This is a genomic window from Huaxiibacter chinensis (genome assembly GCF_022171985.1).
Taxonomy (GTDB): domain Bacteria; phylum Pseudomonadota; class Gammaproteobacteria; order Enterobacterales; family Enterobacteriaceae; genus Enterobacter; species Enterobacter chinensis_A.
On record NZ_JAJVHF010000026.1, the window covers coordinates 1 to 12,252 of the forward strand.

At 48.7% G+C, this 12,252-nt stretch carries 9 protein-coding genes and 1 pseudogene; all 10 read left to right on the top strand.

Annotation, left to right across the window (positions count from 1 at the left end):
- Positions 1-127: pseudogene (locus tag LZP96_RS23235) on the top strand (IS6 family transposase); the annotation flags it as partial.
- Between the two features lie 269 nt (positions 128-396).
- Positions 397-1,002: a recombinase family protein gene (locus LZP96_RS23240; protein WP_000509966.1), complete on the top strand. Its 606-nt coding sequence runs from the start codon at positions 397-399 to the stop codon at positions 1,000-1,002.
- Between the two features lie 343 nt (positions 1,003-1,345).
- Positions 1,346-2,581 (top strand): hypothetical protein, encoded by a 1,236-nt coding sequence (locus tag LZP96_RS23245; protein WP_001549948.1) that lies wholly within the window; start codon positions 1,346-1,348, stop codon positions 2,579-2,581.
- A 52-nt stretch (positions 2,582-2,633) separates the two neighbouring features.
- Positions 2,634-3,737 carry a cyanuric acid amidohydrolase gene (gene atzD / locus LZP96_RS23250; RefSeq protein ID WP_001549947.1) on the top strand — a complete coding sequence of 368 codons (1,104 nt, stop codon included), beginning with the start codon at positions 2,634-2,636 and terminating at the stop codon, positions 3,735-3,737.
- Positions 3,738-3,858: 121 nt separating this feature from the next.
- Positions 3,859-5,163 (top strand): uracil-xanthine permease family protein, encoded by a 1,305-nt coding sequence (locus LZP96_RS23255; RefSeq protein ID WP_001549946.1) that lies wholly within the window; start codon positions 3,859-3,861, stop codon positions 5,161-5,163.
- A 197-nt stretch (positions 5,164-5,360) separates the two neighbouring features.
- Positions 5,361-6,239 (top strand): oxamate carbamoyltransferase subunit AllH family protein, encoded by an 879-nt coding sequence (locus LZP96_RS23260; protein ID WP_044257108.1) that lies wholly within the window; start codon positions 5,361-5,363, stop codon positions 6,237-6,239.
- A 95-nt stretch (positions 6,240-6,334) separates the two neighbouring features.
- Positions 6,335-7,885, top strand: coding sequence for an acyl-CoA synthetase FdrA (gene fdrA, locus LZP96_RS23265; protein WP_049592200.1), 1,551 nt, complete (start codon positions 6,335-6,337; stop codon positions 7,883-7,885).
- A gap of 9 nt (positions 7,886-7,894) precedes the next feature.
- Positions 7,895-9,316, top strand: a complete 1,422-nt coding sequence (locus tag LZP96_RS23270; RefSeq protein ID WP_049592199.1) for a YlbE family protein — start codon at positions 7,895-7,897, stop codon at positions 9,314-9,316.
- Positions 9,313-10,275, top strand: coding sequence for a carbamate kinase (locus LZP96_RS23275; protein WP_001549941.1), 963 nt, complete (start codon positions 9,313-9,315; stop codon positions 10,273-10,275). The genes LZP96_RS23270 and LZP96_RS23275 overlap by 4 nt, the downstream gene beginning before the upstream one ends.
- A 247-nt stretch (positions 10,276-10,522) precedes the next feature.
- The gene (locus LZP96_RS23280; RefSeq protein WP_049592198.1) at positions 10,523-11,425 is read left to right on the top strand and encodes a LysR substrate-binding domain-containing protein; all 903 of its coding nucleotides are present in this window, start codon (positions 10,523-10,525) and stop codon (positions 11,423-11,425) included.
- Positions 11,426-12,252 lie beyond the last annotated feature (827 nt).

Below are 12,252 nucleotides of genomic sequence, written 5' to 3' on the forward strand. Positions count from 1 at the left end.
GACGGCTTACGCCACCATCAAAGGTATTGAGGTGATGCGTGCACTACGCAAAGGCCAGGCCTCAGCATTTTATTATGGTGATCCCCTGGGCGAAAAGCGCCTGGTAAGCAGAGTTTTTGAAATGTAAGGCCTTTGAATAAGACAAAAGGCTGCCTCATCGCTAACTTTGCAACAGTGCCCTGCCTAATGTTTTCCAGGTCATCATCGCCCAGCGTGTAGAACTTCAGTAGCGACAGTTCGTCCGTGGGCAGATCGAACAGCGCTGCTCGCTGCCGTTCGGTGAAAATATGGCGTCGTGACATACAAATTCGTCCCTTTTGAAGTATAGTCTGTTTTGGACAACAGCCAGCCCATATAAATCAGGGCGTTCCGATACAAAAATCCAGGAGGGTTCAATTGGGACATCGTGCCGCCATTTACTGCCGGGTTTCAACAGCGGATCAGTCTTGTGAACGCCAGGAATTTGATCTGCGAGCCTTCGCCGGCCGTGCCGGCTACGACGTGGTGGGAATATTTAAGGAAACAGGTTCAGGAACTAAACTCGACCGGGCCGAGCGAAAGAAAGTCCTGGCGCTTGCCCAGTCCAGACAAATTGATGCAATCCTGGTCACTGAGCTTTCCCGGTGGGGGCGCTCGACGCTCGATCTGCTCAATACGCTACGTGAACTGGAGAACTGGAAGGTTTCCGTGATAGCCATGAATGGAATGGCGTTCGATCTTTCGTCGCCGTATGGACGAATGCTGGCGACGTTTCTTTCCGGCATTGCGGAGTTTGAGCGGGATCTCATCAGCGAGCGGGTCAAGTCAGGCCTTGCTGTTGCGAAGGCACGTGGTAAGAGGCTTGGTCGTCAGGCCGGAGTGCGACCAAAATCAGACCGACTTTTGCCTAAGGTGGTTGCTATGAGGGCCGAGGGACGCAGCTATCGCTGGATCGCACGCGAGCTCGGTATCAGCAAGAATACCGTCGCTGACATCGTGCAACGACACAGAGCTAACGCTTAGGGTGTCATTTCGCCCTCAGCCGGAACCGACCCCTATAATATCTGCGCCAGACGACCTTTTTACATGTAAAAATTTGATGCGAGCGAATCTGTTGACTCAAATAATTTGACTGGAAGCCTAGTCGATGCGCAGTGGCTCACATTTAGCCGTAGTGGGCTGGTGAGATACAAATAAATCGTTGTTGAGGTATAAATAATTTTGCTTTTTTTAGTTCAATAATAATCGTAAGTTGTCAGTAGCAGAAAAGATGATTAATTATTGCCTGTGTTAGTGAAACCTAATTTATACAGTGATCCGGTATTTTAATTCTGGTGAATAATAAAATTACGGCGGTGATGTTTTTATGGAAATAGTCGTGTTATTGCCATTGTTGGTAATGTTGATACTCGTTTTGCGAAATAAGCATATGATTCTGGCAGGACTGGTGGGCGGACTAACCGCGATGCTGGTTGGTGGCATCGGTTTTTCGCAGGCAAGTAAGATCGTTATGACATCAATTCCCGGGATGACGGGAATTATCACCCCGGTTATCTATTCTGCTGTGGCGTTGGTACTGGCTAAACTCGGTGGTTTTGAAGCGTTGCTCGGTCTGAGTCGCAGAGTGTTTGGCCGAAAGCAATATCTCATTGCGGCGGCGATTGTACTCACTCAGGCGTTAGCAACTTATGCCGCAGGGCTTGGGGCGGGTAATACCATGGTAACCGGGCCTCTTGCGCTGGCGATTGTAGGTGCTGTTCCACAGCTGATAGCGGGCATGGCAATTGTGACTGCCGCGAGCTTTATGACGTCACCTTCAGGGGCCGATGCGGCCGCTATTTCAAAAATTGCCAACATTGAAATTGCAACCTATAGCGATACGATGTTCCCCATTACCGTCTGCTTGTGGACTTTGGGAATGACTATCGCTGCATTCGGCGTCTGGAAAAGCGGAAGCGTCCTGCAGGATGAGGATACGATGTCCGATGTTACGCTGAAAGAACAGTTAATTAAGGTCATGCCTCCCGTATATTTTCTGGTAGTCGTTGTGGCAGGCAAAAACTTGAATGAGTTATTCGATTATTCGCTGTTTAGCCCGATATTTAATATGTTCAGTACGTTGATGCTGGGTTTTGCAGTAACACGTCAGTCTCCCGGTAAGCTGGCTGAAGAACTGGTACAGAACTCTTCTTTCCTGCTAACAAAACTATTCGCAATTGGCATTTTCCTCGGTTTTATCAACATACTGGCGGAAATTGGTACGTTCACCTACATTGCTGAATTTATTAAATCATCACCCGCCTTTGTTACCGTACCCGTGGCTGTATTTATTGCTTTTTGCATCTCGATTCCGGCAGGAGGATACAGCGTGGGGGTCAGTACCCTGGTCATGCCGATTATGGTGGAGTCCGGGCTTTCTATTACACAAATTGGTCTGGCGGCACTTGCTGTAGGTGTGGGCACGCAAATGAGCCCGGTTCAAATCAACGTGGCTTCACTGTCACAGTCATTCAAGCTGGATATTCAGCGAATTGTTAAAATTAATGCACCTTATATGGCTGGCGTTGCGGCGATACTGTGCATCATGGGATTCTTCTTATAAAACATCTTACAAAACTTGCTGTCCCTGGTATCTGAAAAAGAGGAAATACACTATGCAAAAAGTTGAAGTGTTCCGTATTCCAACTGCATCGCCGGATGATGTATCTGGTCTGAAAAATTTGATTGAGAATGGTAGTGTTGATCCACGTGATATTATTGCTGTATTGGGTAAAACTGAAGGTAATGGTTGCGTTAACGACTTTACCCGCGGTTTTGCAACGCAAAGCCTCTCTATCTTCATGGCTGAGCAATTAGATATGTCCGTCAGCGCCGTACAGGAGCGGATCGCATTTGTCATGTCAGGCGGCACGGAAGGCGTAATGTCGCCCCATCTGACGGTGTTTACCCGCAAAGAGGTGGATCAACCCGCAAAGGAAGGTAAACGTCTGGCAGCCGGTATTGCCTTTACCCGGGATTTTCTCCCAGAAGAAATTGGCAGAATGGCGCAGGTGAAAGAAGTCGCTGAAGGGGTGCGTATTGCGATGAAAGATGCTGGCATTACCGATCCGCAGGATGTTCATTTTGTGCAAATCAAGTGTCCTTTACTGACGGCAGATCGTATTGAGGACGCCAGAGTGCGCGGTCAAACCGTTGCTGTTCATGATACGTATAAATCAATGGCCTACTCCAGAGGGGCATCCGCCCTCGGCGTCGCGCTGGCCCTCGGTGAAGTGTCAGAAGATGCGTTGAACGATAAGGTCATTTGTCAGGACTGGACGCTTTATTCCGGTGTGGCGTCTACTTCGGCAGGTGTGGAACTTCTGAAGGATGAAATTATTGTTATCGGAAACGCTGAAAACACGACCAGCGATCTGCGCATCGGGCATGCGGTGATGCAGGATGCTATTGATATCGATGCCCTGTTTGCCGCTATGCGTGAAGCCGGTCTTGAATTTGACGGTCTGCCGCCGCAGGAAGAGCTGGATCGGATCGTAAATGTGTTGGCCAAGGCTGAAGCAAGCTCCACAGGAACGGTGCGGGGAAGAAGAAATACGATGCAGGACGACTCTGATATCAACCATACCCGCTCGGCCCGGGCCGTGGTCAATGCAGCCATTGCCGCAATTACACGTGACCCGCTCGTGTATGTCTCCGGGGGGGCTGAGCATCAGGGGCCAGATGGCGGCGGTCCCATTAGCGTAATCGCGAAAGTGTAAGCAGCCTGGCAAGGGGGAACGAGCGGTTAATCACGCTCACTCCTGCGCCAGAACAACCGCGGGGCGGCCCTGCCGGGCAGGGAGCGAGCCGGACTTGGTTTTACGATGAGAGGTGATGCACATGAATAACCACTTTGTCGGAATTGATGAGAAGCCCCCGTTTCTATCTTTGCTGTTAATGGGGATTCAGCACGTGCTGGTGCTGTTCTCAGGTCTGGTAGCCGTACCGTTGGTGGTGGGCATGGCGCTTGGTCTGCCCAGTACGGATATTACTGTTCTGGTCCAGGGCAGCTTGATTGTTAGCGGTACTGGTACGCTGATTCAATGCCTTGGTTTAGGACATCTGGGATCCCGGTTGCCCATTTGCATGGGCTCGGCGTTTGTCTTCATTGCACCCAGTATCACGGTGGGGTCGCAGATGGGGATCCAGGCCGTGTTTGGCGCATCCATGGTGTGCGGGTTTGTCGCCTGGATCCTCAGTTTTTTTATTGGAAGAGTGCAGAAACTGATTCCTCCGCTGGTGACCGGAACTATTGTTTCACTGATTGGTATCAAGCTGCTGCCGCTGGGATTCACCTGGCTTGCTGGTGGGCATAGTGAACTTTATGGCAAGCCGGTATGTTTTCTGATCGGCGGCGTTGTGCTGGTGGCATTACTGGTTGCCAGCCAGTCGCGAAAAGGCTTGTTATCATCGTTTTCCGTCATTATTGCCATTATGCTGGGATATGTTGTATCGGCACTGCTCGGCATTCTTGACCTCCACCACGTGCAGGATGCTTCCTGGGTCTCTTTTCCTGATTTGCTGCATTTTGGTTGGCCGACTTTTTCGTATTCGGCCATTGTCATCATGATGATTGCTCAACTTACCGCCGTACTGGAAAGCATTGGTAATACATACGGTACGGGAGCTGCGGTACGCAGAGAGATCACGCATAAGCATTTGTCTGGCGCAATCTCAGTCGATGGTATCGGCTCGATTGTCGCGCCGCTGCTTAACGGTTTTCCTCTGACCTGTTTTGCCCAGAATATAGGGGTCATCAGTATCACTCGCGTGGCAAGCCGCTATGTGGTTGCCTCAGCGGGTGTGGTTCTGATTGCACTTGGGTTGATTCCCAAATTTTCAGCCCTGGTCGCGGGAATGCCGGCACCGGTGCTCGGTGGAGCGTCTCTGATTATGTTCGGCTCTATCGTCGGGTCAGGCGTCGCCCAGATTAAGGATTCAGGACCGTTCGACCAGCGAGCAGCCATGGTTTTTTCAACCTCTCTCGCACTCGGACTGGGGTTTGGCCTGGCGCCGAAAGACGCTTTTGATGCCTTTTCGCCATCGCTGGCCGTGCTCCTGGAGTCGGGTGTGGCGATTGGTGGAATGGCGGCAATTATATTGAATCTGGTTCTTCCGCGATCACCTGAACCATCCGTTAGCTGAAATCGCGAGGGTTGAAGTTTATTTATTTAATTCATTTTTCGCTTTTATTGAATTGTTCTGCCGTATAAATGATATTTTATGATTCCAGTCTCTGGCAGGTATTTACCTGACCAATGGAAGATGGCCAATTATTTATTTTTACTTGTGGTGGATATAAGGTTGAATCATTATCGGTAATTCTCCGATGGAGGTGAAATATGACATCTTTAACACTGATTCCCGTTACGGTCGGGTATTTGGCCATTGACCGTCTGAACGATGCCGGGAATCAACAAATAAATGTTCACAGCTGCTTTACAAATACGATGAATTTATTGTTGTCTGATGGTGAATTACTGATACTGGCTTCGGAGCACACCGGTTTAAATCATCCTGATACTATTATTGTTAGCGTACCGGCGAACTGGGATTGGCGTTGTACCGGGCGTGCGGGGATTACGTTCGGTGATGGTATATTCAGCAACCCGGTTTGGCAAATGGATATACGCCATGTTAAACGTTGGCAGCAAACAGACTTATATCCATTAATAATGACGGAAACTGAAAGGAAATATACGTTTCTTGCTGAGCAATTAAAAGTGTACAGTCAGAGATATCCGATCAAAAGTGCAATTATGCTGTTGCCCGATAATATGGCTAAACAGGTAAATCGACCATTGCGCGAAGTAAATATCGCCATTGAAGATAATGAGCAGCAGATTAGCCAGCTGGTTGACGGATTAATTGGTTTTGGTTTCGGTCTGACACCCGATGGCGACGATTATCTTCTCGGATATCTCGCAGCCATCTCTTTTTTGCCACAGGACATTATTTCGAGGCATCGACGGGCGCTTACCAGAATTATTATATCGAGGCTGGATCGTACCAATGATATTAGCCAGCATTATCTGAAGCGCGCGACGGAGGGCCATTTTTCTGAAGCGATTTGTCAGCTGCTGACGCACCTATCGGCGCCTTTTTCACCTTCGCCTCTTGCGGCGGCGGCGACAGCTGTCATGCGGTTTGGCGCCTCTTCCGGAGTCGATTGTCTGGCTGGACTACTTCATGGCATACGTGCGTCAACCCGCATTCATTAAGGCATAACACGATGTGTTTTACCGGAGGGATTTTCCCTCTTACGACTAATTGTTGCTGATTTCTTATGGCAATGGCGAATGAACAGGTAGCCTACATGAAAGTACTACACGGTATTTTTAAAAATCTTTATCAGGATTCCGTTTCCCTAATGCAGGTTTCCGCAAGCATCATCAATTTGCCTGGTATTAAGCAGGCATCCGTTGTGATGGGAAGTGAGACCAATCTTATTCAATTAAGAGACGCAGGGCTGGGCGACAATATTGCTGCAGGTCCTAACGATCTTATTATTGCGATTATGGGGGAAGATGAGGCCTGCGAGCAGGCACTGGCACTGGCGAAGGAGAAACTTAACAGTAAGCCGCAGGCTGATACAGAAGCCGGGAGAAGGCTGGTACAGTTTACCAGCTTGGCTATGGCGGCTGAACAGGATCCAGAGGCTAATTTGGCGCTGATCTCCGTTCCCGGCGATTATGCTGCCGCCGAGGCAATCAAAGCTATTGAGCTCGGTATGCATGTCATGCTGTTTAGTGACAATGTGAGTCTCGCCGAGGAAAAAGCGATCAAAACCCTTGCTCGGCAGAAAAATCGGTTGGTGATGGGGCCTGATTGCGGTACGGCGATTGTTAATGGGATCCCGCTGGGGTTTGCTAACGTTGTCCGCAGAGGGGGTATTGGCATTGTTGGTGCTTCCGGCACGGGGTTGCAGGAAGTCACCTGCCGCATTGATCAATTGGGCGGAGGGATTTCCCAGGCGTTAGGGACCGGTGGCCATGATTTACACGAGGAAATTGGTGGTATCAGCATGCTGATGGGGCTGAATGCCCTGGCGGAAGATGATGAGACGCAGGTGATTGTCCTTATTTCCAAACCGCCAGCCTATGACGTTGCGGAAAGGGTTCTCACCCAAGCGCAGAAAGCAGGAAAACCCGTTGTTGTAAACTTTTTAGGTGCTGCACCGCAGAGCGTTACGCGGCCAGGTGTTGTTGCCGCATTAACGCTGGCAGAGGCCGCTGAACTGGCTATGTCGTTTGTTGCGCCAGAGTCCGCTCAGCAGGCGCAGTCATCAGCATGCTGTACTGAAGATGAATTTATTCAAAAGCAAACGCAGATTAACGGCGCCGATAATTCACGTAGATATATACGGGGCGTTTTTGCGGGCGGAACATTTTGTTATGAAAGTCAGTTAATTTGCCAGCGTAATGGTATAACCGCCCATTCTAATACGCCAATAAAAGGAAACTTAGCGCTAAATAATATCTGGCAGAGTGAGGGGCATACCTTAATTGATATGGGGGATGATGATTTCACCCGCGGCCGTCCACACCCCATGATCGACCCGACGCTGCGTAATCAGCGGATTATCGCTGAAATTAACGATCCGCAAACGGCGGTTGTGCTTTTTGATCTTGTTCTTGGCTATGGCGCAGCACCGGAGCCAGCCGAAGAATTACTGAAACTGCTCAATGCTACCAACAGAGCGGCCAGCCCGTTATTAATAGCCCATGTTTGTGGAACACAGAGCGATCCACAACAGCGTAGCGTGCAAATTGGCGCCTTGAGACGCTATGGCGTTCTGGTTGCTGACAGCAACGCTCAGGCTACATGCTGGGCCGCCAGCGCAGTAAATAATCTGGGAAATAAATAAGGAACTGATATGAACTCATTATTTTCTCAGTCACTTAATGTGATTAACGAAGGCCTTGCCAGTTTTGCCGATAATATCAGGCAAGCCGGGGGAAAGGTCACTCCTTTGAACTGGCAGCCGCCCGCTGAAGGGGATCGTTTTACCGGGCTGTCCCTCGCGGGGCTTATTAACCATCCCGTCGTGGAGCGCGCCAATCAGGTGGCAATGGGGCGCTATCTTGACGCTCAGCCGGTATTAGTGGATGTCCTGACCGCGGCTGTGGCGATTCCGGCAATGGCGGAACAAAAATTAATTCTGCATGCCGGTCCCCCTATCGCTTGGGAAGAGATGTGCGGGCCGGTCAAGGGTGCCATTATCGGCGCAATATTGTTTGAAGGCTGGGCGGCAAGTAAAGATGTGGCATCTCGTTTGGTTCTTAATGGCGAAATTGCCCTTGCTCCGTGCCACCATTACGACGCCGTTGGCCCTATGGCCGGCGTTATTAGTCCTTCGATGCCGTTGTGGGTAATCGAAAATAAAACTAACGGCAAGCGTGCCTTCAGTAACTTTAATGAAGGCCTGGGCAAAGTTTTACGCTTTGGGGCGAACAATGAAGAGGTCCTGGAGCGCTTAACATGGATATCGCAGGAATTAGGCCCGGTAATGAAAGCGGCGGTGTGCCAGTTGGGTGAGCTTGAACTAAAACCCATAATGGCTCAGGCGTTGCATATGGGGGATGAGGTACATAACCGTAATGCCGCCGCGACGGGGCTGCTAATTAAGCGTTTATTTCCCGTGCTGCTGAGATGTAACTTACCGAACGTCCAGCTTCAGAAGGTCGTGTCATTTATTTCTGGTAACGATCATTTCTTCCTGAATCTTTCTATGGCGGCAAGTAAGTCGATGATGGATGCCGCCGCTAATGTACCATTCAGCTCGCTAGTGACTGTTATGGCACGAAATGGCGTCAACTTCGGTATCCGGCTCTCGGGCCTTGGTGACCAGTGGTTCCAGGCGCCGGCCAACCCGGTAGAAGGGTTATTTTTCCCTGGCTATAGCGTAGAGGACGCCGCGGCTGATCTGGGAGATAGCGCCATTACTGAAACCGCAGGCGTGGGCGGCTTTGCGATGGCATCTTCCCCGGCCATCGTTAAATTTGTGGGGGGGACCCCCGCTGATGCAACTGAAAATAGCCGACGCATGCAGTTTATTACCGTGGGCTCAAACCCTGCGTTTACTCTACCTGCCCTGAACTTTTCACCGACCGCGGCCGGTATCGACGCGCGTAAAGTTGTCGATCGCAGCATACTACCGATTATCAACACCGGTATCGCCCATAAGGAAGCCGGCGTTGGCCAGATTGGCGCCGGAATCACCACGGCTCCGATGGCCTGCTTTAGTGCAGCGATTCGGGCTCTTGCGCAAAAGCTCACTGAGGAGAATCCCGAATGAGTAAACCTTTAGCCGTTGTGGCCGTGGGCGGAAATGCGCTCATTGCCGATGACAAGCGTAATAGTATTGATGAACAGTATGCGTGTGTCACTGATTCCGTTCGCTATCTTTGCGATATGATCGAGGTCGGTTGGGAAATGTTGTTAACTCATGGCAACGGGCCACAGGTCGGCTTCATTCTGCGTCGTTCTGAAATATCCCGGGAGGAAGTCTCTCCGGTCCCCCTCGACTACGCGGTGGGTGATACGCAGGGAGCGATTGGTTATATGTTCCAGAAAGCGTTCAAAAATGAGCTGCAGCGGCGCGGTATTCACAAACCTATAGTCTCACTAGTGACGCAAACCCTTGTCGATAAAGATGATGCCGCGTTCAGCCACCCCTCAAAACCCATTGGCGCGTTTCTGGATCGCCATACCGCTATGCAGCGCCAGAAAGAGCTGGGCTGGACAATCATGGAGGACTCAGGGCGCGGCTGGAGACGTACCGTTCCATCACCTCAGCCACTGGAAATTATTGAGCTTGAAACCATTGCTCAGTTATTGCGTTACGGTTGTATTGTGATTGCCTGTGGCGGTGGCGGTATTCCCGTTGTTCGCGATCGTGATGGAATGTTGCATGGTGTAGAGGCGGTTGTTGATAAGGATTTAGCCTCAGCCCTGATAGCAGATAAACTCCATGCCGAATTACTGCTGATATCCACTGGGGTTGAACAGGTTGCTGTCAACTTTGGTACGCCCGAGCAGCGGGGGATCAATAGCCTGACTATCGCTGAGGCTCAACAATTGCTCAAAGAAGGGCAATTTGGTGAAGGAAGTATGCAGCCCAAGGTCGAAGCGATTGTTGATTTTGTGTCGCGTAGCCAGTCGAAAGGGAGAAGTGCGAAGGGACTTATTACCAGTCCGAATGCCATTCACGCGGCTTTGCAGCATAAAACCGGCACCTGGATTGGAGAGGAGTAATCCGCTGCGGTAACCCTTAAATCCGCCGCGGCTGCTATCCATGCTGATGACAATCGCGGCGTTAGCAGGAGGGGGGAGAGTTTGCTCCTGCGACAAATCCTTGCAGCCTGGCGTCACGCTATCGGGTGCTGGCTTTTTCCAAACTAAATCCCTTGTGTTATGTTTATAGGTGTCACCATCATCTATGATTTACAGGCGACGATCAGAATCAGAGGTACTGCCGGGATAGCAACACAGGGAGATAGAGATGTTCATTTCTGATGAAGTATTGCGCATAGTTCATCTGGTTGCACACTATCAGAGCATTGCAACGGCCGCTGAACAGCTCAATAAAGTACCTTCGGCGTTAAGCTATACAATAAAAAAGCTGGAAGAAAGCCTCGGCGTGGAGTTATTCGAGCGTAAGGGACGAAACATCGGGCTAACTCCTTCAGGGGAGTACTTTATTCAACACAGTAAACCCATTCTCAACGATATTGATTCTTTATGTCGTAATACCACATTAATCCATACTGGGGTTGAACAAGAATTAACGGTAGCATTTAATAATATTGTGCCTAAAAATATTATTTCAGAATTTATTTCAGAATTTGAAAAAACATTCGACTTTACGCAGTTAACAGTAAACACTGAAGTTTATAACGGCTGCTGGGACGCCATTTATCACAATCGTGCGGATGTGGTTGTTGGCGCCCCTCACTCCGTGCCATCCAGTGATGGAATAATAAGCGAACATGTTGGCTATATGGATTGGGATTTTGTTGTTGGTCCGCAACATTCGCTAGCTACTCACATTCACCCATTAGAAAACAGAGAGTTACGCCAATATACTGCTGTTTGCATCCGGGATACGGCGACGAATTTTATCCCTCTTTATGCCTGGCATCTTGAGGGACAAAAAGCAGTATTTGTACCCGATCTTGAAATCGCTATTTCGCTGATAAAAAGTAATACTGCGATAGGATACCTTCCCCATCATTTAGCCAGGCCGCTACTGAACAATGGTAGATTAATAAAGAAATCTATGCTTGAGCATAAGCACGCGACGCAGTTATTTGTGGCCGCGAAAACGGATGGTTTGGGAGAGGCAGGCCGCTGGTGCCTTGAATACTGGCTGCGTCCGGATATTAAATTCAGGCTGAATGGTTAGGTTCGAATAAAAAGTCTTCCTCATTTTTACCCAGTAAATCTGTTGAACAAGGTATGTTATGATCTTGCTCTGTATCTGTGAACGAAATCTATTTTTACTCCCTGATAAAATTAATTGATAATATTATTAGAGTGCAAATATTTTCTATGCAATTCTTGTGGTTTCTAAGGTATTAGACTGTTATCACGCAAAAATTGCTACAGTTGTATATATGCATTTGTTTGGGTTGTTCAGGGCCAACATAAGAAGCTAGCGATAAAATCATAAAAATTTAGCATATTACTAATATCAAATCATGAGGAGCCGAGCTCATTATGGTTTCATTCTCATTGTATTTTTGATTGTAGTTAATGCCTATTAACGAAGGTGGCGAAAATATTTGCAATATTTAAAGATTCATAGGGATTTTTAGTTTGGTAATTTTTAATTGAAATATCTTATTTATATTATCCTGTAGCTGATGCGCTAGGACGATATAAAGTAATGGTGTTCACCAGAGAACACCATTTGACAAGTAGAGCAATCTATCATTTATACTGGTTAGTTTTTTTTTGCTTATCAGTATTTCTTGTGCTTTTGCTATTTCCCTTATTAGTTTGCTGGTTCCTTTGTTCCTGTTAAGCTGATTTGCATGATGATCGGCGTTAGCTTTATCATATTGATATTTATTTGTGTTTGACATGTTAAATTTCATTTATATTCAATACGGATTTTTATTGTACACTTGAATCAGGCACTGTTGCAAAGTTAGCGATGAGGCAGCCTTTTGTCTTATTCAAAGGCCTTACATTTCAAAAACTCTGCTTACCAGGCGCATTTCGCCCAGG

Excerpts from the sequence above, each read along its gene's own strand:
- fdrA (WP_049592200.1), top strand. The coding sequence starts at position 6,335 with ATGAAAGTACTACACGGTATTTTTAAAAATCTTTATCAGGATTCCGTT.
- atzD (WP_001549947.1), top strand. The coding sequence starts at position 2,634 with ATGCAAAAAGTTGAAGTGTTCCGTATTCCAACTGCATCGCCGGATGAT.
- LZP96_RS23260 (WP_044257108.1), top strand. The coding sequence starts at position 5,361 with ATGACATCTTTAACACTGATTCCCGTTACGGTCGGGTATTTGGCCATT.
- LZP96_RS23275 (WP_001549941.1), top strand. The coding sequence starts at position 9,313 with ATGAGTAAACCTTTAGCCGTTGTGGCCGTGGGCGGAAATGCGCTCATT.
- LZP96_RS23255 (WP_001549946.1), top strand. The coding sequence starts at position 3,859 with ATGAATAACCACTTTGTCGGAATTGATGAGAAGCCCCCGTTTCTATCT.
- LZP96_RS23280 (WP_049592198.1), top strand. The coding sequence starts at position 10,523 with ATGTTCATTTCTGATGAAGTATTGCGCATAGTTCATCTGGTTGCACAC.
- LZP96_RS23245 (WP_001549948.1), top strand. The coding sequence starts at position 1,346 with ATGGAAATAGTCGTGTTATTGCCATTGTTGGTAATGTTGATACTCGTT.
- LZP96_RS23270 (WP_049592199.1), top strand. The coding sequence starts at position 7,895 with ATGAACTCATTATTTTCTCAGTCACTTAATGTGATTAACGAAGGCCTT.